At 71.4% G+C, this 21137-nt stretch carries 17 protein-coding genes; 6 read left to right on the top strand and 11 right to left on the bottom strand.

From position 1 onward, the window contains the following. Together OG452_RS02420 and OG452_RS02415 are read left to right on the top strand one after the other, a co-directional pair. Positions 1-1950, top strand: a complete 1950-nt coding sequence (locus tag OG452_RS02420) for a fumarate reductase/succinate dehydrogenase flavoprotein subunit (RefSeq protein WP_327293925.1) — start codon at positions 1-3, stop codon at positions 1948-1950. Next, positions 1947-2693 carry a succinate dehydrogenase/fumarate reductase iron-sulfur subunit gene (locus OG452_RS02415; RefSeq protein WP_327293924.1) on the top strand — a complete coding sequence of 249 codons (747 nt, stop codon included), beginning with the start codon at positions 1947-1949 and terminating at the stop codon, positions 2691-2693. The genes OG452_RS02420 and OG452_RS02415 overlap by 4 nt, the downstream gene beginning before the upstream one ends. A gap of 60 nt (positions 2694-2753) precedes the next feature. Here OG452_RS02415 and OG452_RS02410 read toward each other — a convergent pair whose 3' ends face one another. The 5 genes from OG452_RS02410 to OG452_RS02390 form a co-directional block, all read right to left on the bottom strand. Further along, on the bottom strand, positions 2754-5096 hold the full coding sequence (locus tag OG452_RS02410) for an excinuclease ABC subunit UvrA (RefSeq protein ID WP_327293923.1): 2343 nt from the start codon (positions 5094-5096) through the stop codon (positions 2754-2756). An 80-nt stretch (positions 5097-5176) separates the two neighbouring features. After that, on the bottom strand, positions 5177-7147 hold the full coding sequence (locus OG452_RS02405; RefSeq protein WP_327293922.1) for an amino acid transporter: 1971 nt from the start codon (positions 7145-7147) through the stop codon (positions 5177-5179). An 86-nt stretch (positions 7148-7233) separates the two neighbouring features. Beyond that, on the bottom strand, positions 7234-8328 hold the full coding sequence (locus OG452_RS02400) for a 3-deoxy-7-phosphoheptulonate synthase (RefSeq protein ID WP_327293921.1): 1095 nt from the start codon (positions 8326-8328) through the stop codon (positions 7234-7236). A gap of 377 nt (positions 8329-8705) precedes the next feature. Continuing rightward, positions 8706-9707 carry an MsnO8 family LLM class oxidoreductase gene (locus OG452_RS02395; protein WP_327293920.1) on the bottom strand — a complete coding sequence of 334 codons (1002 nt, stop codon included), beginning with the start codon at positions 9705-9707 and terminating at the stop codon, positions 8706-8708. Positions 9708-9776: 69 nt separating this feature from the next. After that, positions 9777-9992, bottom strand: coding sequence for a dodecin (locus OG452_RS02390; protein WP_327293919.1), 216 nt, complete (start codon positions 9990-9992; stop codon positions 9777-9779). 219 nt (positions 9993-10211) lie between these two features. Here OG452_RS02390 and OG452_RS02385 point away from each other — a divergent pair, with 219 nt between their 5' ends. After that, entirely contained in the window at positions 10212-11477 is a 1266-nt protein-coding gene (locus OG452_RS02385) for an extracellular solute-binding protein (RefSeq protein ID WP_327293918.1), read from the top strand. Here OG452_RS02385 and egtD read toward each other — a convergent pair. The 5 genes from egtD to OG452_RS02360 all read right to left on the bottom strand — a co-directional run bounded on the left by egtD (position 11452) and on the right by OG452_RS02360 (position 16459). Beyond that, a complete protein-coding gene (gene egtD / locus OG452_RS02380) occupies positions 11452-12423 on the bottom strand; it encodes an L-histidine N(alpha)-methyltransferase (RefSeq protein ID WP_327293917.1) in 972 nt (323 codons plus the stop codon). The genes OG452_RS02385 and egtD overlap by 26 nt on opposite strands. After that, entirely contained in the window at positions 12420-13193 is a 774-nt protein-coding gene (egtC, locus tag OG452_RS02375) for an ergothioneine biosynthesis protein EgtC (protein WP_327293916.1), read from the bottom strand. Before egtC ends, egtD begins: the two co-directional genes overlap by 4 nt. Next, entirely contained in the window at positions 13193-14494 is a 1302-nt protein-coding gene (egtB, locus tag OG452_RS02370) for an ergothioneine biosynthesis protein EgtB (RefSeq protein ID WP_327293915.1), read from the bottom strand. Before egtB ends, egtC begins: the two co-directional genes overlap by 1 nt. Further along, a complete protein-coding gene (gene egtA, locus OG452_RS02365; RefSeq protein WP_327293914.1) occupies positions 14491-15744 on the bottom strand; it encodes an ergothioneine biosynthesis glutamate--cysteine ligase EgtA in 1254 nt (417 codons plus the stop codon). The genes egtB and egtA overlap by 4 nt, the downstream gene beginning before the upstream one ends. Before the next feature lie 262 nt (positions 15745-16006). Next, positions 16007-16459, bottom strand: a complete 453-nt coding sequence (locus OG452_RS02360) for a type II toxin-antitoxin system PemK/MazF family toxin (RefSeq protein ID WP_327293913.1) — start codon at positions 16457-16459, stop codon at positions 16007-16009. A gap of 71 nt (positions 16460-16530) precedes the next feature. Between OG452_RS02360 and OG452_RS02355 the strand changes: the two genes are divergently transcribed. Both OG452_RS02355 and OG452_RS02350 read left to right on the top strand, forming a co-directional pair. After that, on the top strand, positions 16531-17610 hold the full coding sequence (locus OG452_RS02355; protein ID WP_327293912.1) for a glycosyl hydrolase family 18 protein: 1080 nt from the start codon (positions 16531-16533) through the stop codon (positions 17608-17610). Positions 17611-17734: 124 nt separating this feature from the next. Continuing rightward, a complete protein-coding gene (locus OG452_RS02350; protein ID WP_327293911.1) occupies positions 17735-18919 on the top strand; it encodes a thiolase family protein in 1185 nt (394 codons plus the stop codon). A gap of 121 nt (positions 18920-19040) precedes the next feature. Here OG452_RS02350 and trxA read toward each other — a convergent pair whose 3' ends face one another. After that, positions 19041-19406 carry a thioredoxin gene (gene trxA, locus OG452_RS02345; protein WP_327293910.1) on the bottom strand — a complete coding sequence of 122 codons (366 nt, stop codon included), beginning with the start codon at positions 19404-19406 and terminating at the stop codon, positions 19041-19043. 117 nt (positions 19407-19523) lie between these two features. Here trxA and OG452_RS02340 point away from each other — a divergent pair, with 117 nt between their 5' ends. Next, complete coding sequence (locus tag OG452_RS02340) at positions 19524-20954, top strand: dihydrolipoyl dehydrogenase family protein (protein WP_327293909.1); 1431 nt, start codon at positions 19524-19526, stop codon at positions 20952-20954. Positions 20955-21137: the final 183 nt, after the last annotated feature.

Raw genomic sequence — 21137 nt, 5'->3', positions numbered from 1 at the left:
ATGACCGACTACACGCAGTACGTGACCGGCGCCCCCGCCGTCGACACCAAAGCCCCGCAGGGACCCGTCGCCGAACGCTGGGACACCCGCCGCTTCGAGGCCAAGCTGGTCAACCCGGCCAACCGCCGCAAGCACACCGTCATCGTCGTCGGCACCGGGCTCGCAGGCGGCTCCGCGGGCGCCACCCTCGCCGAACAGGGCTACCACGTCGTGCAGTTCTGCTACCAGGACTCGCCCCGCCGCGCCCACTCCATCGCCGCGCAGGGCGGGATCAACGCCGCCAAGAACTACCGCAACGACGGCGACTCCGTGCACCGGCTCTTCTACGACACCGTCAAGGGCGGCGACTTCAGGTCCCGCGAGTCCAACGTCCACCGGCTCGCCCAGATCTCGGTGGAGATCATCGACCAGTGCGTCGCCCAGGGCGTGCCGTTCGCCAGGGAGTACGGCGGACTCCTGGACACCCGCTCCTTCGGTGGCGTCCAGGTCTCCCGTACCTTCTACGCCCGTGGCCAGACCGGGCAGCAGCTGCTGCTCGGCGCCTACCAGGCGCTGTCCCGGCAGATCGCCGCGGGCACCGTCGAGATGCACCCGCGCACCGAGATGCTCGATCTGATCGTCGTCGACGGCAAGGCCCGCGGGATCGTCGCCCGCGACCTGATCACCGGGAAGATCTCCAGCTACTTCGCGGACGCGGTGGTGCTGGCCAGCGGGGGCTACGGCAACGTCTTCTACCTCTCGACGAACGCCATGAACTCCAACGCCACCGCGGCCTGGCGAGCCCACCGGCGCGGCGCCTGGTTCGCCAACCCGTGCTTCACCCAGATCCATCCCACCTGCATCCCGCGCACCGGCGAACACCAGTCGAAGCTCACCCTCATGAGCGAGTCGCTGCGCAACGACGGCCGGATCTGGGTACCGAAGGCCAAGGGCGACAACCGCCCCGCCAACGAGATCCCCGAGGACGAGCGCGACTACTACCTGGAGCGCACCTACCCCTCGTTCGGGAACCTCGTGCCGCGGGACATCGCGTCGCGCGCCGCGAAGAACGTCTGCGACGAGGGACGGGGCGTGGGTCCCGGCGGCCAGGGCGTCTACCTGGACTTCGCCGACGCGATCAAGCGCATGGGCCGCCGGGCAGTCGAGGAGAAGTACGGCAACCTCTTCGACATGTACGCGCAGATCACCGCGGAGAACCCGTACGAGACACCGATGCGCATCTATCCGGCCGTGCACTACACGATGGGCGGGCTCTGGGTCGACTACGACCTCCAGACCACCATCCCCGGCCTGTTCGCGGTCGGCGAGGCCAACTTCTCGGACCACGGCGCCAACCGGCTCGGCGCCTCCGCGCTGATGCAGGGGCTCGCCGACGGCTACTTCGTCCTGCCGTCCACCATCAACGACTACCTCGCCCGCAACCCGCACCACGATGAGGTCACCGCCGACCACCCGGCGGTGGCCGAGGCCGTCGCCGAGACCGAGGACCGGCTCAACCTGCTGCTATCGGTCGACGGCGACCGCACCCCCGACTCCTTCCACCGGGAGATCGGTGAACTGATGTGGGAGCTCTGCGGGATGGCCCGTACGGCGGACGGCCTGCGCAAGGCCCTCGACCGGCTGCCCGCGATCCGCGAGGAGTTCTGGCGCCGCATCAAGGTGCCGGGCACCGGCGAGGAGTTCAACCAGTCGCTGGAGCGCGCCAACCGTGTCGTGGACTACCTGGAGCTCGCCGAGCTCATGTGTCTCGACGCCCTGCACCGCGAGGAGTCCTGCGGTGGCCACTTCCGCGAGGAGTCGCAGACCCCGGACGGGGAGGCGGCGCGGCGCGACGAGGAGTTCTCGTACGCCGCCGCCTGGGAGTTCACCGCCACCGGTGACGCCCCCGTCCTGCACATGGAAGACCTGGTCTTCGAGTACGTCCACCCCACTCAGCGGAGCTACGCATGAAGCTCACCCTGCGCGTCTGGCGCCAGCAGAACGCGGCCGCCCCCGGCGCCATGACCACCTACGAAGTCGACGACATCTCACCGGACATGTCGTTCCTGGAGATGCTCGACACCCTCAACGAGGAACTCACGCTCAAGGGCGACCAGCCCGTCGCCTTCGACCACGACTGCCGCGAGGGCATCTGCGGCGCGTGCAGCCTGGTCATCAACGGCGACGCCCACGGGCCTGAGCGCACCACCACCTGCCAGCTCCACATGCGTTCCTTCCGGGACGGCGACACCATCGACGTCGAACCGTGGCGCGCCTCGGCGTTCCCGGTCGTCAAGGACCTCGTCGTGGACCGCTCCGCCTTCGACCGGATCATCCAGTCCGGCGGCTACGTCAGCGTCCCGACCGGCGCGGCGCCCGAGGCGCACGCCACGCCCGTACCGAAGCCGGACGCCGACTACGCCTTCGAGCACGCCGAGTGCATCGGCTGCGGCGCCTGTGTGGCGGCTTGCCCCAACGGCTCCGCGATGCTGTTCACGTCGGCGAAGGTCAACCACCTCAACGTGCTCCCGCAGGGGGCTCCCGAGCGTGAGACGCGGGTCCTCGACATGGTCGCGCAGATGGACGACGAGGGGTTCGGCGGCTGCACCCTCACCGGGGAGTGCGCCACCGCCTGTCCCAAGGGCATCCCGCTGCCGTCGATCACCGCGATGAACAAGGAGTGGCTGCGGGCCACCCGCAAGGTCAGCCGCTGACCCGGGAGCCACTCACTCCAGGGCCGCCGCGCGGGGTGTGACCGGACGTACGGTGTCCGGTCACACCCCGCGCAGCGCGCGCGTCAGATACGGCGCGGTCCGGCTGCCGGGGGCGGCAGCCACCTCGGACGGCGGACCCGCCGCGACGATCCGGCCGCCGTCGCCGCCCCCGCCCGGGCCGAGGTCGATCACCCAGTCGGCCCCGGCGACCACCGCCATGTCGTGTTCGACCACCACCACCGTGTGGCCCGCGTCCACCAAGCCGTGCAACTGCCGCATCAGCACCTCGACATCGGCCGGATGGAGCCCGGTGGTCGGCTCGTCCAGGACGTACAGGGTGTGCGCCCCGCGGGCCCGCTGGAGCTCGCTCGCCAGCTTGATGCGCTGCGCCTCACCGCCCGACAGCTCGGTCGCGGGCTGCCCGAGCCGCAGATAGCCGAGCCCTACGTCGAGCAGCGTCCGCAGACTGCGGGCGGCGGCCGGCGAACCGGCGAAGAACTCGGCGGCCGCCTCCACCGTCAGGTCGAGGACCTCGGCGATCGTGCGGCCCCGGTGCCTGATCTCCAGCGTCTCCGGGTTGTAGCGCGCGCCGTGGCAGTCCGGGCACGGCGTGTACGTACTGGGCAGGAACAGCAGCTCGACGGAGACGAACCCCTCGCCCTGACAGGTCTCGCACCGCCCGCCCGGCACATTGAACGAGAACCTGCCCGCCCGGTATCCGCGGGCCCGCGCCTCGTCGGTGGCGCTGAACAGCTTCCGTACGGTGTCGAAGAGCCCGGTGTACGTGGCGAGGTTGGACCGGGGAGTACGGCCGATCGGTTTCTGGTCGACCGTCACCAGCCGCTGCATACCCGGCAGTTCCCCGGTAATCTCGCCGACCAGGGTGGACTTCCCGGAGCCGGACACCCCGGTCACCGCAGTCAGCACGCCGAGCGGGACCGTGGCCCGCAGGGCGTCGAGATTGTGCCGGGTCACCGGGCCGATCTCCAGCAGCCCGGACGGCTCCCGCGCTGCGCGCGCCGGAGCCGGGGACTCGTCGAAGAGATAGCGGCGGGTCACCGATTCGGCCACATCCGCGAGGAGTCCGGGCGGCCCGCTGTGCAGTACCCGGCCGCCGTGCTCGCCCGCGTCCGGCCCCACGTCGACCAGCCAGTCCGCACGGCGTACGACATCCAGCTCGTGCTCGACCACGAAGACGGAGTTACCCGTCTCCCTGAGCCGGTCGAGCACCACCAGCAACGCCTCGGTGTCCGCCGGATGCAGTCCCGCCGACGGCTCGTCCAGTACGTACACGACACCGAAGAGACCCGACCGCAACTGCGTTGCCAGCCGTAGCCGTTGCAGTTCGCCCGAGGAAAGGCTCGGGGTGCTGCGGTCCAGGCTCAGATAGCCAAGGCCCAGTTCCGTAATGACCGCGATGCGTGCCAGCAGATCGGCGGTCAGGACCTTCGCCGTCTCGCTGCCGTCCTCGCCGGCCAGCACCCCGGCCAGACCGGACAGCGGGAGCGCGGCGAGGCCGGCGATCGTGCGGCCCGCGAAGGTGACCGCCAGCGACTCGGGGCGCAGCCGGCGGCCTCCGCACACCGGGCACGGGGCGTTCGCCAGGAACCGCTCGGCCCTGGAGCGCAGCGACTGGCTCTTCGAGTCCGCGAAGGTGTGCAGCACATACCGCTGCGCGCTCATGTACGTGCCCTGGTACGGGCGGTGGATGCGGCCCGCGTCCCGTACCGGGTGCACGGTCACCACCGGCTGCTCGTCGGTGAAGAGGATCCAGTCGCGGTCCTGCTGCTCCAGTTCGCGCCACGGCCGGTCCACGTCGTACCCGAGGGCGTCGAGCACGTCGCGGAGGTTCTTGCCCTGCCAGGCGCCGGGCCAGGCCGCGATGGCACCTTCCCTGATGGAGAGTGCGGGGTCGGGCACCAGCAGCGCCTCGCTGGTCCGGTGCACCCGGCCCAGTCCGTGGCACTCCGGACAGGCACCGGCGGCGGTGTTCGGTGAGAACGCGTCGGAATCGAGCCGCTCGGCCCCCGCCGGATAGTCGCCCGCACGCGAGAAGAGCATCCGCAGCGAGTTCGAGAGTGTGGTGACGGTCCCGACCGATGACCGGGACGTCGGCGCCGACCTGCGCTGTTCGAGCGAGACCGCGGGCGGCAGACCGCTGATCGAGCCCACCTTCGGCGCCCCCACCTGGTGGATGAGGCGTCTGGCGTACGGAGCGACCGACTCGAAGTACCGCCGCTGGGCCTCCGCATAGACCGTCCCGAAGGCCAGTGAGGACTTGCCCGAGCCCGACACCCCGGTGAACACCACCAGGGAGTCACGGGGGATGTCCACATCGACGCCGCGCAGATTGTGCTCGCGGGCACCACGGACACGGACATAGGGGTCATGAGGGCTTTGCATACCGGAATTCTAGAGACTGCTGGTTGCGGTTGCCCTGCACGGCAGCCGGGCCGGTACCCCACGGGTTCGGCCGGCGCCGGTCAGCCGACGTGGACGCGGGGCCGCCGGGCCGGATCGGGCTCCGCCCGGCGCAGGACCTCACGGGTCACCGGGGCCACCTCGCCGTGGCCGAAGATCAGGAAACGCAGCAGATGGCCGACCGGGCTGCCCTCGGTCCAGTTGAAGTAGGCGTGCGGCACCTGGCCGGTGCGGTCCCTGAGCTGGAGGAGTACCGCAGCGATGGTGTTGGGCACGCCCGGCCCGACGACGCGCAGGACGCGCACCCCGTACCGTTCGTCGCCGGTCACCCGGATGCTCACCGTGAAGTCCGACGAGTCCTGCACGGTGACTTCGAGGAAGAGGACCCGGCCCCCCTCGGGGATATGGGTCTCCTCGCGCTGGCTGGTCTCCTTCACGAGGTACTCGGCCGCGTTGCGTTCGTGCGGCTCGTTGGCGATGACGCGCAGCGGCCCGAGCCGGGCGGCCGCGTCCACCAGCCGGCCCGCGGTGTCGTCGAATGTGACCTCGGCCGCGCGGAGTTCGAAGGCGCGGTGCACACGCGACGCGAACGAGGTCAGCAGAATGCCGACGATGAACAGGGAGGCGATCTTCAGCCCGTCGGGGCGCTCGATCACATTGGCGACCAGGGTGTACGCGAACACCGCCGTGATGAGACCGAAGCCGGCGGCGGCCCGCCGGCGGCGCCGGTGCAGGACCGCGACCGTCGAAGCGAAGGACGCGGAGAGCATCAGGACCAGCACCCCGGTGGCGTACGCGCCGCTCTGCTTGTCGACGTTCGCGTCGAACTGCCAGGTGACGAAGAAGGCGATGGCCACGAAGATGAGGACGAGCGGCCGGACGGCGCGCGCCCACTCGGGCGCCATCCCGTAGCGCGGCAGATAGCGCGGTACGAGGTTGAGCAGCCCGGCGAGGGCCGACGCCCCGGCGAACCACAGGATCGCGATCGTGGAGATGTCGTACACCGTCCCGAAGACCTGGCCCAGATGCTCGTGCGCCAGATAGGCGAGGGCCCGCCCGTTGGCCCGCCCGCCGGCCTTGAACTCGGGCGCGGGGATGAGGATGGTGGTGGCCAGGCTGGAGACCAGCAGGAACCCGCTCATGATCAGAGCGGCGGTGGTGAGCAGCCTGCGGGTGTCCCGGATCCGTCCGACGGGCTTGGCGTACGTGTCGGTCGCGTCCCCCCTGACCTGCGGCATGACGGCGACCCCGGTCTCGAATCCGGACATGCCGAGTGCCAGCTTGGGAAAGACGAGCAGCGCCACACCGATCATCGCGAGCGGCGAGGAGTGCGCGGTTCTCGCCGCCTGCCACCAGTTGCTCACGTCCACGGGGTGGGTGGCCACGAGCCACACCGAGTTGGCGAGGACGACCAGATTGAGACCCAGGTAGATCGCCACGAGGACGACCGCGATACCGATGGCCTCCCTGAAGCCCTTGAGGAAGATCGCGCCGAGACCGGAGACCAGCGTCAGGGTGATCCAGAGGGTGGCGCCCCGGAGCCAGTGCGGTGCGAACGGGTTCTCGACCACATGAGCGGAGGCGTCTGCGGCCGACAGAGTGATCGTGATCATGAAGTCGGTCGCCGCGAAGCCGAGCAGCACGAGAACGAAGAGCTTCCCCGCCCACCACGGCAGCAGCCGTTCCAGCATGGCGATCGAGCCCTCACCGTGCGGGCTCTCGTGGGCCACCCGCCGGTACACCGGGAGCGCGCCGCCGAGGGTCAGGGCGAGCAGCACCAGGGTGGCGAGCGGTGAGAGCAGGCCGGCGGCCAGTGCGGCGATGCCCGGCTGGTAGCCGAGCGTGGAGAAGTAGTCCACACCGGTGAGGCACATCACCCGCCACCAGGCATGCCCCTTGTTCTCGGCGGGTGGTGTGCGGTGCGGGCCGGGGTGTCGCGCCGACTGCTCGACCAGCCCCTCCAGCAGCCAGGACCGCCAGCGCGCGGCGGGGTGCGCGGGCTCCGGCGGGGGCGCGGCCTGGCTGCCGGTCATGCGGGGATCCCCCTGTTGTCTGCGGTCCGCGCCGACCGGCGGGCGGTCGCCCTCACGGCCGAGGGGCAGCGGTGTCCCTCACATCGTCACCCGGTCTGCCGCGGCGAGCGACCGCGCCGCCGTACGACGGCTGCCGCCAGCTCGCCGATCAGGCGCTCGGTCTCCTCCCAGCCGACACAGGCGTCGGTCACGCTCCGGCCGTACGTCAGGGTGCTGAGCGGGCCCGGCTCCTGACGGCCCTCCAGCAGGAAGCTCTCCACCATCAGCCCCGCGATGCCCTCCTCGCCCGCGGCCACCCGTCCTGCGATCTCCCGTACGACCTCCGCCTGGCGTACCGGGTCCTTGCCGCTGTTGGCATGGCTGGCGTCGACGACCAGGCGGCCCGGCATTCCCGCCTTCTCCAGCAGCGCGAGTGCGTCGCCGATGTCCTGCGGGCCGTAGTTGGGGCCGCCGCGGCCACCGCGCAGGATCACATGACAGTCGGGGTTGCCTGACGTCGAGACGACCGAGCCGTGGCCTTCGCCGTCGATCCCGAAGAACACATGGCTGCCCGCCGCTGCCCGGCAGCCGTCCACCGCGGCCTGGACATCGCCGTCCGTCGCGTTCTTGAATCCGACCGGCATCGACACCCCGGACGCGAGCTGCCGGTGCACCTGGCTCTCCGGGGTCCGTGCGCCGATCGCGCCCCAGGACACCGCGTCCGCGATGTACTGCGGGCCGGTCGGCTCCAGGAACTCGCAGCCGACCGGGAGCCCGGTGCCGAGCACGTCGAGCAGCACCTGGCGGGCTGTGCGCAGCCCCCGCTCCACGTCGTGGGTGCCGTCCAGGCCGGGGTCGTTGATGAGCCCCTTCCAGCCGAGCGTGGTCCGCGGCTTCTCGAAGTAGACGCGCATGACGACGCAGAGCTCACCGCTCAGCGGTGCGGCGGCCGCCGCGAGCCGCCGGGCGTACTCCAGTGCTGCCGCCGGGTCGTGGACGGAGCAGGGGCCGACGACGAGGAGGAGTCTGTCGTCCTCCCCGGCGAGTACGGACCGCACCGCCTCCCTGCTGTCGCGGACCAGCGCCACGCGCGAGGCGTCCAGGGGGAGTGCGTCCCGCAGGGCCGACGGCGCGACGAGGCGCTGGAAGCCGGTGACCCGCAGGTCGCCGGTGTCGGACGAATGGGTGGTGGAGGTGTTCATGGGGGCTTCCCGTTCTGCTGCGGCGGGAGGCCGTCTGCGTGGGAACACGCTGCCCGGTACCAGCCCGCCTGTTACGACGAAAGGCAGAGACGGATGCGTCTCTGCCTTGCTGGCTCCGGGTGATCGGTCGGTCAGCGCACGTGACCTCCGGCTCCACCCGGAGCCGGCTCATAGCGCTGATACCAACGGATCACTGACATGCGGAAACCGTAGCAGAGCCGGAGCCGCGCCCGGACGGGCAGCCTCCGCTTGATAGGCAACCATATGGTTGCCTGTGCTTCGGGCGTGAGCATGGATGAGGCATTCCGGGCGCTGGCCGATCCGAACCGGAGGCGGCTCCTCGACCGGCTGGGAGGGGCGGCCGCGGGCCCGGTGGATCAGCGGGTGATCCGCGCCAGCCGCCGGTAGGAGTCGAGCAGCGCCGTGCGGTCGTACGTACTGGTCGTGACGAGGAACTCGTCGGCGCCGCTGCGGCTCAGCAGCTTCTCCAGGCCGTCCGCCACCTCGTCCTCGGTGCCGTGCAGCTGACCGCGCTGGGCCTCATCGAAAAGGGCCCGTTCCCGTTCGGTCATCCGCAGACCGGTGATCCGCTCGGCCGGGGCGAGCGGCGGGAACGTGCCATGGGTGCGCGAGAAGGCCGTGGACCAGGCCTCCGGCAGCAGGATCCGGCGGGCCTCCTCGGTGGTGGCGGCCACCGCGACGGTGCCCGAGAGCACGACGTACGGGCGCCCGCCCCAGGCTGAGGGCCGGAACGCGTCGCGGTAGCCGTCGACGGCGCGCAGCATCTCGTCCTCGCCGCGCACCGCCGCGATCACCAGCGGCAGTCCCGCCGCTGCCGCCACCCGTGCTCCTGCGCCGGTCGCCAGAACGAAGGCGGGCAGCCGCAGCCCCTCCGCCGGACGGGCGTGGACCTGGGGGTGTGCGGCCTGGTCGCCGGAGAAATAACCCAGCAGCTCCGCCACCTGGGCGGCGAAGTCCTCGGCGTCCTGCCTGCCGTGCCCCAGCGCCCGGCGGATGCCGTCGGTGAAGCCGACCGACCGGCCCAGGCCCATATCGATCCGGCCCGGGAAGAGCGATTCCAGCACCCCGAACTGCTCGGCGACCACGAGCGGCCGGTGGTTGGGCAGCATCACCCCGCCCGTACCCACCCGGATCGTCGAGGTGGCGGCCGCGACTGCGGCGGCGAGGACCGTGGGCGCCGAACCCGCGACGCCCGGCACGCTGTGGTGCTCCGAGACCCAGAACCGGTGGTAGCCGAGCGCCTCGGTCTGCTGTGCGAAGCGCACGGTGTCCCGCAGGGCCTCGGGGCCGTCCCGGCCTTCGCGGGTACGCGAGCGGTCCAGTACGGAGAACGGGGTCGTAGAGATCGCAGAGCTCACGACGGGTTCAACGTCCGTGCCGGGCAGGCATTCCCCATGCTCTTCCGTCAGACGGGGGAGCGCTCCGGGTCACCCCTCGTCCTCCAGCCGGAAGCCCACCTTCAGGCCGACCTGGTAGTGCTCGACCCGGCCGTCCACGATCTGCCCGCGCACCTCGGTGACCTCGAACCAGTCGAGACCCCTGAGGGTGTCGGACGCGCGCCCCAGGCCGTTGCGGATGGCCTGGTCCACGCCCTCGTGCGAGGTACCGACGATCTCCGTCACCCGGTAGGTGTGGTCCGTCATGACCCGCTCCTTTCGTCGCCCCCCTCCACGGTGCCGTACGGAGCCGTACTCCGCGCGTCGCCGACGGCCGCCGGCCCCGGCGGTCATCGCAAGTGCGGGCGCCAGGGGCTTGACCGCAAGGATTGGTCTGTACCAAAATCCAGCCAACCCGATCAAGCCGTCCGCGCTTCCCCCACGTCGGGTCATGAACTGCCGTGCCTTACGACAGAGGTGACCTCCGTGAAGAACCGTCCAGGCCTGAGCTGCGCAGTCCTGCTCGCCACCGCGCTCACCGCCACCGCGCTCACCGGCTGCGGCCATCTGCCGGGCATGGGGGACAGCACCACCACCGTCACGGTGTGGCTGATGAAGGGCAGCGCGTCCGACGGCTTCGTCCAGCACTTCACCAAGGAGTACGAGAGTGAGCACAAGGACATCAGGCTGGCTGTCCGGATCCAGGAGTGGGGCGGCATCGGCGCCAAGGTCACGGCGGCCCTTCGGTCCGGCGAAGGACCGGACCTGATCGAGGTCGGCAACACCCAGGTCGCGATGTACGCGGAGAGCGGCGGGCTGCGCGACCTCACCCTCGAATCGGCCCGCGACCTCCGCAGCCAGGACTGGCTGCCCGGTCTCGCCGACCCCGGAAGCATCGACGGCGCCCAGTACGGCATCCCCTGGTATGCGGCCAACCGGGTCGTCATCTACAACAAGGACCTGTTCAGAGCCGCGGGGATCACCGAACCGCCGAAGACCCGCACGCAGTGGATCAAGGACACCGAGGAGCTCAACCACGGCGGCCGGCAGGGGATCTATCTGGCCGGGCAGGACTGGTACACCCTCTCCGGCTTCATCTGGGACGAGGGCGGTGAGCTGGCCGACGAGGCCGGCGGCAATTACACCGGCGCCCTCGACAGCCCGGCCGCGATCCGGGGAATGGCCTTCTACAAGAAGCTCCAGGGCCTCGGCGACGGACCCAGGAACGCGGACGAGGCCCACCCGCAGCAGGCCGACGTGTTCGCGGGCGGCGACGTCGCGCAGATCATCGCGGTACCCGGCACGGCGCAGACCATTCTGAAGAGCAATCCGCGGCTCAAGGGCAAGCTCGGTTTCTTCCCTATCCCCGGGAGGACGGCGGCCAAGCCGTCGGAGGTGTTCACCGGCGGCTCCGATCTGATCATTCCTGACAAGGCGCGCCACGGTGACGCGGCGGTCGGCGTCGTGGAGGCTCTGGCCGGACGCAAGTGGCAGACCGAGCTGGCCCGGACCATGAGCTATGTCCCCAACAAGGCCAAGCTGGCAGGCGCGGTCAAGGGCGAGGAGGGGACGGCCGCGATGGCCGCGGGCGCGGCACGCGGGCGGGCCACCCCGAACTCGCCGCGCTGGGCGGCGGTCGAGGCGGACAACCCGATCAAGCCCTATATGACGGCAGTGCTCACCGGTGAGGACGCGGGAACGGCCGCGAAGAAGGCGTCGAAGCTCCTCACGGACGAGCTGGTGGACCGCTGAGCGACAGCGCGAACCGCCCGCCGGAATCCGTCCACCAGTGGCGCAGCGAGAGGCCCGCCGCGTCCAGTTCGGCCCGTACCCGCTCCTGGCGGAACTTGGCGGACACCTCCGTCCGCATCTCCTCGCCCGCCTCGAACGGCACCGCCAGATCCAGCTCAGGGATCTTCACGGTGAACGCCCCGCGCGCCCGCAGCCGCATCTCGATCCACTCGTTCTCGCTGTCCCAGACCGCGACATGGTCGAAGGCGTCCGGGTCGAAGTCCGCCCCCAGCTCCCGGTCGATGACGCTCAGTACGTTCTTGTTGAAAGCGGCGGTGACACCGGCCGCGTCGTCGTACGCGGGGACCAGCACACTCGCGTCCTTGACCAGGTCCGTGCCGAGCAGCAGGTGGTCGCCCGGCTCCAGCAGACTCCGTACGGAGCGCAGGAACGTGGCCCGCTCGGGCGGCAGCAGATTCCCGATGGTGCCGCCAAGGAAGACCACGAGCCGCGGCCCCGGAGCAGCCGGCAGCGCCAACTCGCGGGTGAAGTCCGCGATCAGCGCGTGCACGGCGAGCCCCGGCCGCTCGGCGAGCAGCGCGTCCGCCGCCGCGGTGAGCGCGCTCCCGCTCACGTCCACCGGGATGTACATCTCCAGCGCGGGCAGCGCGTCGAGCAGGTGCCGGGTCTTCTCCGACGACCCCGAACCCAGCTCGATCAGGGTGCGCGCGCCGGTGGCGTCCGCGATGTCGCCCGCGCGGGCGAGCAGGATCTCCCGCTCCGCCCGGGTCGGGTAGTACTCGGGCAGCGCGGTGATCTGTTCGAAGAGCTCACTGCCCCGTGCGTCGTAGAACCACTTGGGCGGCAGCGTTTTGGGCGTACGGGTCAGGCCCTGGAGCACGTCCGCGCGCAGGGCGGCCCCGGTCGCGTCCTCGGGCAGGGTGCGGGTCAGCTGGAAGGGACTCACGCCGTGGGCTCCTTGAGTGGGGTCAGCTGGACATCGGTGCGGGTGGCCACGAGCAGGGTGCGGTCGGGGACTTCGCGCCAGCCCGGACCGTCGTCGTACGGCTCCGAGGCGACGACGGTGCGGGCGGCCGCGCCGGCGGCCGTGCCGGGCTCCGTGAGATACCAGAGGGTGTCGCCCCAGGCTGTGGCGGCGATGGCGGCGCCGTCGGTCAGCAGCAGGTTGAGCCGCGAGCCGGGCGCGGCAGCCGCGAGGTCGGTGACGGTGTCGGCCAGCGCCTGGCCGAGCGGATCGCCCTCCCGCAGCCGGTGCAGGACGAGTGCCCAGATCAGCGCGGAGTCGCAGCGCGCCGCCATCCCGAGCAGTTCGGCTGGCGGGAGCGCGGCGGCGAGCGGTGCGGCGCTCACGGGCCAGCCCGTGAGCGCGCCGTTGTGGCTGAACAGCCAGGGGCCCGCGGCGAACGGCGCCGCCGCGGCCTCGCCGTCGGCGCCCGCCTCGGTGGCGTCGCGGACTGCTGCCAGCGCCGCCCCGCTGCGTACGACCCGGGCGAGATCGGCGAAGGAGAGGTCGGACCAGATCGGTCCGGCGCGCCGGTAGCGCGCGGGCAGCGGGTCGTCATCGGCATACCAGCCGACCCCGAACCCGTCGGCGTTGACTGTCCCGTGGCGCTGCCTGCGCGGCTCCCAGGACTGGCGGACCAGCGAGTGCGGGGGCCGCGACAGCACCTCGCCGAGTGGTTCAGGCGGCCCCACGTAAGCGATATGACGGCACATCAGGCATCCCTCGCGGTCCGGAAGCCGGCGAAGATCTGACGGCGCACCGGCAGGTCCCAGTTGCGGAAGGTCGCCCGGCAGGCCACTTCACCGACGGAGAACGCGCCGCCGCGCAGCACCTTGTGGTCCGGGCCGAAGAACACTTCCGAGTACTCGCGGTAGGGGAAGGCGACGAAGCCCGGATAGGGCAGGAAGTCGCTGGACGTCCACTCCCACACATCGCCGATCAACTGCCGTACCCCGAGCGGAGATTCACCGTCCGGGTAGCTGCCCGCCGCGGCAGGGCCGAGGTGGCGCTGGCCCAGGTTCGCCCGCTCGGGGGTGGGGTCCTCGTCGCCCCAGGGGTAGCGGTACGAACGGCCGGTCGCCGGGTCGTGGCGTGCGGCCTTCTCCCACTCGGCCTCGGACGGCAGCCGCCGCCCCGCCCAGCGGGCATAGGCGTCCGCCTCGTACCAGCTCACATGGAGCACCGGCTCCTCGGGCGCCACCGGCTCCACGGCGCCGAAGCGGCGGCGCAGCCACTGGCCGCCCTCGTGGCGCCAGAACAGCGGCGCGGCCAGATCATGGCCGCGGACCAGGTCCCAGCCCCTCTCCGTCCACCAGCGCTCGTCGCGGTACCCGCCGTCCTCGATGAACCGCAGGAACGCGCCGTTGGTCACCGGGGTGGTGTCGATATGGAAGGCCGGCACGAGCCGCTGGTGCGCGGGCCGTTCGTTGTCCAGCGCCCACGGCTCGTCCGACGTACCCATGGTGAACGGGCCGCCGGGGACGAGGACTTCGTCCGCAAGGGCGCTGCTGTCGGTACGCGGCGGCGCGGGGGCGGTCAGCGCGGTGGGGCCGCTGCGGAGCTGGTGGGTGATGAGCATCGTCTCGTCGTGCTGCTGCTCGTGCTGGGCGATCATGCCGAAGGCGAACCCGGCGTCGACCAGCGGGCGCCCGTGCAGCGGGGCGCTCTCCAGTACGTCGACGACCCGGCCCCGTACCTCCGACGCGTAGCGGCGCGCCTCGGCGGGCTGGAGCAGCGGCAGCGAGGGGCGGGAGGCCCTCGGGTGCTCGAAGGCGTCGTAGACCGAGTCGATCTCGGGGCGCATCGCCTCGCGGCCTGCGACCGCCCGCAGGAGCCACTGCTCCTCCTGGTTGGAGATGTGCGCCAGATCCCAGACGAGCGGGGACATCAACGGCGAGTGCTGCGCGGTGAGTTCGCTGTCCTCGACACAGTCCGTCAGAGCGCTGGTGCGGCTGCGCGCCGCGGTGAGCGCGTCGAGCGCGCTGCGGCGCACAGCGGTGGGGTCGGCGGTCATGGGCGGAGATCCTTCCCGTGGTCGGGATCCAGCAGATCGTCGGCGGGACACCTGCCCCGTGCGACATAGCGTTCGGTGAAGGCGGCTACCGCATCCTGCACAGCGGTGGTGGCGCCGAGCCGGGGGAGCGCCTCCTGCGCGGCGGCGAAGCAGAGCACCGCGGCGGCGCGCAGCTCGGGGTCGGCGAGGCCGGACCTGGCCGCGGTCTCCCAGAGCGGGTTGCGTGGCGCGCGTGCCCCGCCCGCGGTCTCCGCCAGGGGTTTGACGGCGCGGTACACGGTCTCGGCGGCGGCCGGGTCGTCGAAGAGCGCGGCGGTCACCGCGAGCGGCACCGTCCAGCCGTCCTCGCCGGCCTGCGCGTCGATCATGCGCAGTTCGAGATGGCCGCGCGGCCGCACCGGAGGGAACAGCGTGGTCAGGTGGTAGTCCAGATCCTCACGGGTCGGTGGCCTGGGCAGGCCGGTACGCAGCCAATCCCGAAACGAGAGGTTGTCCGGGACAGGCCATGGTCCCGAGTCGGCCCGGATGCACATCACCGGAGCGTCCAGGACGTGCGCGGCCCAGGCATCCCGGGGCTCCGGACCGTCGTCCGGCGCCAGTGACCGCACCGGGTCGAGGTCGGCCCACTGGGACTGCCGGGTGGAGAGCCAGCCGGTGGTACGGCGCTGGCGGTGCGGCGAGTTGGCGAACGCGGCCACCAGCACCGCGCCCAGCAGATGCGCCAGCTTCCAGCGCCTGCCGTAGCCCAGCGGCCCCGGCTCGGCGTGCCCCGCGTCCAGGCAGACCTGGATGGAGGCCGAACCGCACATCATGGACCGGCCGGCGGTCCCGTGGCGGTCCAGATACTTCTCCATCGCGTCGTAGCGCGGTTCGCGCAGCAGCCTGCGCGGCGGGTGCCAGGGGTCCTGGCCGAGACCGGTGAGTACCAGCCCCTCACCGCGCAGCGCGCCGCGCACCGCGGCCAGGTCGGCGGACACCGAGTCGACGCACTCGGTCAGCGATGTGGCGGGCAGCGAGCTGAGTTCCAGCTGCCCGCCGGGCTCGAAGGTGAGCGCTGAGACGAGCGGCAGGGCGCGCACCACCGTCTGTGCCCGCCCGATCCGGTCGTCGGATACCGGCGACTGCGGGCGGTGCAGGTCGTGGACGAGCCATTCGAGCTCGACCCCGACCGTACGGGGCGGTCCTGTCTTGAAGCAGATACATCGGAGCAGGTGCTCCGCGTCCACCTCGGTAAGCAGCGGCATAGTCATGATCGGCTCCTCGTGGCGAAGATACCTTCAGCCGTCGTCCGGTGCCTTCCGGAAAACGTTCCGTCCCACCTAAGCCACTGCCGACGGTCCGCACAAGAGCGCCCCGGGCGGCCGGAAACGCTGTTGCCCGGGAGTTTCCGGAACCTTCACGGCCGGGCCCTGTCCGGCGGGTGCCGCTCGGCCACCCGGGGTGCCCCTGTCATGGCCTGTGCCGGTCAGCGGCGCTGACCTGCGCGGTTCAGCTGTCATGACCGGTGCCCCGTCAGCTCCAGCCGTAGCGCTCCCTGAGCCGTTCCACGACGGCGTCGAACCGCGGCCGGTCGAGTGCGCAGGCCTCGCGCCGCATCCCGTCCCCGTGCACCCGCAGCACCCGGTCCAGATCGACCCAGGACTCGCGCCCCTCGCGGTCCCACGGCCCGGCGCCGATCGCCAGCCACTCCCGGTCCGTGTCGTGCGGCTTGCTGGAGAGGCGGACGGCGAGCAGGGTGTCCGCCTCCTCCCTCGCCACCACCAGGACCGGGCGGTCCTTGCCGCGGCCGTCGTTCTCCTCGTACGGCACCCAGGTCCAGACGATCTCGCCGGGGTCGGGATCGCCGTCGTGGGCAGGGGCGTACGAGGTCCTGACGGGGCCGATGTCCCGGGGTTCGGCGTCAGTTGTGGCGGTCGGGCCCGTGCTGCCGGGCAGGTCGGTGTGGTCACCCTGATACGTCGTCATCCGGGTCACGTTAGAACCTGGACGGAGCATCCCGCAGGGCGGGACCCGGTAAGCGACGCCACTCTCTGCCCATGATCACTGCACGTACATCCCGTATGGCCCTTTCACTGACGGCCGTCGTCTGCGCCCTGGCCACGGCGCTCCCCGCCCGGGCGGCCGCATCCGGCCCGCGCGACACCCCGGACACCGGAGCCGCCAGCCGCACCGCCTCGGCCTGGCTCCCCTACTGGGACCAGGAGAGCGGGTACCAGGACGCCCTGCGCCACGCCGGTCAGCTGCACACCGTCAGCCCCTTCTGGTACAAGGCCGCAGCGGCGGACCGCATCTCAGGACATCCCGGTGCGGGCGACCCGCGCATCATCAACGGACTGCACCGCGCCGGGATCGATGTCGTCCCCACGGTCATGGACATGGACACCATGAAGCCGGGCCGGCTGGCGAGCATCCTCACCACACCCGCGCTGCGCGCCGCGCACACCGCGGCCCTGGTCCGGCTCGCGCGGAGCCACGGCTACGACGGCATCGATCTCGACTACGAGACCATCACCACCACCGCAACACCCGAGTACCGCAAGGTGCGAGCCGCCTACGCGGCCTTCGTCACCGGCCTCTGCGCGAAACTGCACGCGGTGCAAAAGCAGTGCGTCGTCACCGTCTCGCCGCAGACGGCCGCCACGGGCCGGATCTGGGACTACGCCGAGATCGGCCGGGCCGCGGACCGGATGCGCATCATGGCGTACGACCTGCACTGGTCGGGCGGCCCGCCCGGCCCGCTCTCCAGCACGGCCTGGTACGGCGACATCCTGCGCCGGGCGACCGCACTCGTACCCGCGGGAAAGATCGAGATGGCGCTGCCCGGCTACGGCTGGGACTGGCCGGCCGACGGCAGCCGCGCGGCCCGGCACGTGACCTGGAAGCAGGCGGAGGCGCTGCGCCGCCAGGTGGGCGCGCCCTATGCGCTCGACCCGGCGTCGGGCACCCCGCACTTCACGTACCGGGACGGGGAGGAGCCCAGGACCGTCTGGTACCAGGATGCGCGGGGCGCCTCCGTACAGCTGGCGGCGGTACGCAAGTACGGGGTGCGCAACACGTCCCTCTGGGCGCTCGGCTTCGAGGATCCCGGCCTCTGGAAAGTGCTCGCCCGGCAGTGATCCGGGCCGCCGGCGGACCTGGGCGGCCGTTGACACGGAGGGAGGGCAGGCAGACACTCGGGCGGTAACCCGTCATGAACGATTGTTCACTTGGCGAACAGCCCGGTGGCATGGGAGAGGTCCGATGAGCATCCGCGACGTGTACATCGTCGACGCAGTCCGTACGCCGGTCGGGAAATTCGCGGGGGCGCTCTCCGGGGTGCGCCCCGACGACCTGGCGGCCCACGTCGTCAGGTCGCTCGTGGACCGGACGCCGGAACTCGACCCGTCGCGTATCGACGACGTGTACTTCGGCGACGCGAACGGCGCGGGTGAGGACAACCGTGACGTGGCCAGGATGGCCGTGCTGCTGGCGGGACTTCCGGTCTCCGTCCCCGGTGTCACCGTGAACCGGCTCTGCGGCTCCGGGCTCGAAGCCGTCATCCAGGCGGCCCGCGCCGTCGCGGTGGGCGACGCCTCGGTGGCCGTGGCGGGCGGGGTCGAGTCGATGTCGAGGGCCCCCTGGGTGCTGCAGAAACCCGAACGTGCCTTTCAGGCCGGACACCAGCAGCTGCACTCCACGACGCTCGGCTGGCGGATGACCAACTCCCGGATGCCCGACGAGTGGACAGTCCCGCTCGGTGAGGGCGCCGAACTCATCGCCGACAAGCACGGCATCACCCGGGAGCAGCAGGACGCCTTCGCCCTGGCCAGCCACGGCAAGGCGGCCGCGGCCTGGGACACGGGCCACTACGACGGGGAGGTCGTGCCGTACGACGGCGCCGACCTGGTACGCGACGAGTGCATCCGCGCCGAGTCGAGCATGGAGGCGCTCGCCCGGCTCAAGCCCGTCTTCCGCAAGGACGGCACGGTCACCGCGGGCAACGCGTCCCCGCTCAACGACGGCGCGGCCGCCCTGCTGCTGGTCGACGACGAGGGGCTGCGGGCCACCGGCCGGGAACCGCTCGCCCGCATCCGGGCGTCCGCGGTGACCGGTGTCGAGCCGCAGCTGTTCGGGCTCGGCCCGGTCGAGGCGGTCCGGCGGGCGCTCGCCAAGGCGGGCAGGGGATTCGCCGACCTCACCACCTTCGAGCTGAACGAGGCATTCGCCGCCCAGTCGCTCGGCTGCCTGGCCGAATGGCCGGAACTCGACCCAGCCGTCGTGAACCCGCGGGGCGGCGCCATCGCGATCGGCCACCCGCTCGGCGCGTCAGGGGCGCGGCTCGCGGGCTCCGTCGCACATCAGCTGGCCGCGGCCGGCTCCGGCACCGGACTGGCAGCCCTCTGCATCGGCGTCGGCCAGGGCCTCGCGCTCGTACTCGAACGCTGATCGCCGCGACACCGACAGGCGTGAGGCCCGGGTTCCGGTGGACAGGCATGGCCCGTCCACCGGAACCCGGGTGGCCGGGCCCCTGGGGTCCTCCGTGATCCGAAGATCCGGGCGAGAGGCGCTACGCCTCCTTCGCGTTCTCCACGGACTTGCGGACCTCGTCCATGTCCAGCGCGCGGGCCTGTCCGATCACATCCTCCAGAGCGGCTTCCGGCAGAGCGCCGGGCTGTGAGAAGACCGCGACATTGTCACGCACGATCATCAGGGTGGGGATGGAGCGGATCTCGAATGCCGCGGCCAGTTCCTGCTGGGCCTCCGTGTCGACCTTCGCGAAGACGAGATCGTCGTGCCGCTCCGCAGCGCCCTCGTAGACGGGGGCGAACTGACGGCACGGGCCGCACCAAGAAGCCCAGAAGTCGATGAGGACGAAGTCGTTGTCGGTCACGACGTCGTCGAAGTTTTCCTTGGTGAGTTCGACCGTGGTCATGCTGTGCCCGCCTTTCGTGGCTGACCGGTGTGTTCGCCCGCATCAACCGTGGTGTTCGCTGTCGTATTCCGACTGCCCATGTGGCCGCTCGGCACACCCCGTACCAGACTGGCCCTCATGACGGATGGCATGAAGAACACGGTGTACGACGTGGTGGTGATCGGCGCGGGCCCGGTCGGAGAGAACGTGGCCGACCGCGCCCGCGCCGGCGGCCTGAGCACCGCGGTGGTCGAGAGCGAACTGGTGGGCGGCGAGTGCTCGTACTGGGCGTGTATGCCGAGCAAGGCCCTGCTGCGCCCGGTGACGGCGCGCGCCGACGCACGCAGGGTCCCCGGACTGCGCGGGGCGGTACAGGGGCCGCTCGACGCGGCCGAGGTGCTTGCCCACCGGGACGAGTACACCTCGCACTGGAAGGACGACGGCCAGGTCAGCTGGCTGGCGGACATCGGAGCGGATCTCTACCGCGGCCAGGGCCGGCTCACCGGCAGGAGGACCGTCGTCGTCACAGGTCCCGAGGGGGAGCAGCAGCTGACCGCGCGGCACGCGGTCGCCGTGTGCACGGGAAGCCGCGCGGCCATTCCGGAGCTGCCCGGACTGGCCGGTGCCCGGCCCTGGACCAGCCGTGAGGCGACCAGCGCCCAGTCGGTCCCCGGACGTCTGGTGATCGTCGGCGGGGGCGTGGTGGCCACCGAGATGGCCACCGTCTGGCAGGCCCTCGGCTCCCGCGTGACGATGCTGGTGCGCGGCGGCGGGCTGCTGCCGAGGATGGAGCCCTTCGCGGGCGAGCTGGTGGCATCCGCGCTCAAGGAAGCGGGGGCGGATCTCCGGTTCCACATGTCCGCCGCCTCGGTCGAGCGGGGCGATGGACCGGTGACGGTGGTGCTTGAGGACGGCGAGCGGATCGAGGCCGACGAGATCCTCATCGCCACCGGCCGCGCCCCGCGCACCGACGACATCGGCCTGGAGACGGTGGGCCTGACCGCGGGCTCCTGGCTGACCGTGGACGACAGCTGCCGGGTCGAGGGCAGCGACTGGCTGTACGCCGTCGGGGACGTCAACCACCGGGCCCTGCTGACCCATCAGGGCAAGTACCAGGCCCGTATCGCCGGTGCCGCGATCACCGCACGGGCGCAGGGCGTGCCGCTGCTCGAGACGGACCGCTGGGGCGCCCACGCCGCGACCGCCGACCACGCGGCGGTCTCCCAGGTGGTCTTCACGGATCCGGAGGCTGCCTCGTGCGGTCTCACCCTCGCCGAGGCGGAGAGCGCCGGGCACCGGGTCAGGGCAGTGGACTACGACATGGCGGGCGTCGCGGGAGCGGGCCTGTACGGCGACGGGTACCGGGGCCGCGCCCGTATGGTCGTCGACCTCGACCGCGAGATCGTCGTAGGTGCCACATTCGTGGGCCCGGGAGTCAGCGAGCTGCTGCATTCGGCGTCGGTCGCGATCGCGGGGGAGGTCCCCGTCGAGCGGCTGTGGCACGCGGTCCCGGCATACCCGACGATCAGCGAGGTGTGGCTGCGGCTGCTGGAGACGTACCGCCATTAAGGGCATGCAGATCTTCAGCCTGTCTTCTTGATCTTGATCTGAGCAGGGCCTCAGGCGAGGAACGTGGCGAGGTCGGTTGGCGTGCGGAAACGGGCGGTCAGGCCGCACTCAAGTGCGGCTACCTCGCGGTGATGAGCCTGGATCCCAAGGGCACCGGGCTGAAACTGAGGGAGGTGCCGCAGC

The sequence above is a fragment of the Streptomyces sp. NBC_01197 genome, from assembly GCF_036010505.1.
Taxonomy (GTDB): domain Bacteria; phylum Actinomycetota; class Actinomycetes; order Streptomycetales; family Streptomycetaceae; genus Streptomyces.
The sequence above is the reverse complement of the archived record's forward strand: the minus strand, read 5'-3'. Positions and strand labels throughout refer to the sequence as shown.

What these genes read in the sequence shown, in the direction of transcription:
- OG452_RS02420 (WP_327293925.1), top strand. Translation starts at nt 1, where the DNA reads ATGACCGACTACACGCAGTACGTGACCGGCGCCCCCGCCGTCGACACC.
- OG452_RS02415 (WP_327293924.1), top strand. Translation starts at nt 1,947, where the DNA reads ATGAAGCTCACCCTGCGCGTCTGGCGCCAGCAGAACGCGGCCGCCCCC.
- OG452_RS02410 (WP_327293923.1), bottom strand. Translation starts at nt 5,096, where the DNA reads ATGCAAAGCCCTCATGACCCCTATGTCCGTGTCCGTGGTGCCCGCGAG.
- OG452_RS02405 (WP_327293922.1), bottom strand. Translation starts at nt 7,147, where the DNA reads ATGACCGGCAGCCAGGCCGCGCCCCCGCCGGAGCCCGCGCACCCCGCC.
- OG452_RS02400 (WP_327293921.1), bottom strand. Translation starts at nt 8,328, where the DNA reads ATGAACACCTCCACCACCCATTCGTCCGACACCGGCGACCTGCGGGTC.
- OG452_RS02390 (WP_327293919.1), bottom strand. Translation starts at nt 9,992, where the DNA reads ATGACGGACCACACCTACCGGGTGACGGAGATCGTCGGTACCTCGCAC.
- egtC (WP_327293916.1), bottom strand. Translation starts at nt 13,193, where the DNA reads ATGTGCCGTCATATCGCTTACGTGGGGCCGCCTGAACCACTCGGCGAG.
- egtB (WP_327293915.1), bottom strand. Translation starts at nt 14,494, where the DNA reads ATGACCGCCGACCCCACCGCTGTGCGCCGCAGCGCGCTCGACGCGCTC.
- egtA (WP_327293914.1), bottom strand. Translation starts at nt 15,744, where the DNA reads ATGACTATGCCGCTGCTTACCGAGGTGGACGCGGAGCACCTGCTCCGA.
- OG452_RS02360 (WP_327293913.1), bottom strand. Translation starts at nt 16,459, where the DNA reads ATGACGACGTATCAGGGTGACCACACCGACCTGCCCGGCAGCACGGGC.
- OG452_RS02355 (WP_327293912.1), top strand. Translation starts at nt 16,531, where the DNA reads ATGATCACTGCACGTACATCCCGTATGGCCCTTTCACTGACGGCCGTC.
- OG452_RS02350 (WP_327293911.1), top strand. Translation starts at nt 17,735, where the DNA reads ATGAGCATCCGCGACGTGTACATCGTCGACGCAGTCCGTACGCCGGTC.
- trxA (WP_327293910.1), bottom strand. Translation starts at nt 19,406, where the DNA reads ATGACCACGGTCGAACTCACCAAGGAAAACTTCGACGACGTCGTGACC.
- OG452_RS02340 (WP_327293909.1), top strand. Translation starts at nt 19,524, where the DNA reads ATGACGGATGGCATGAAGAACACGGTGTACGACGTGGTGGTGATCGGC.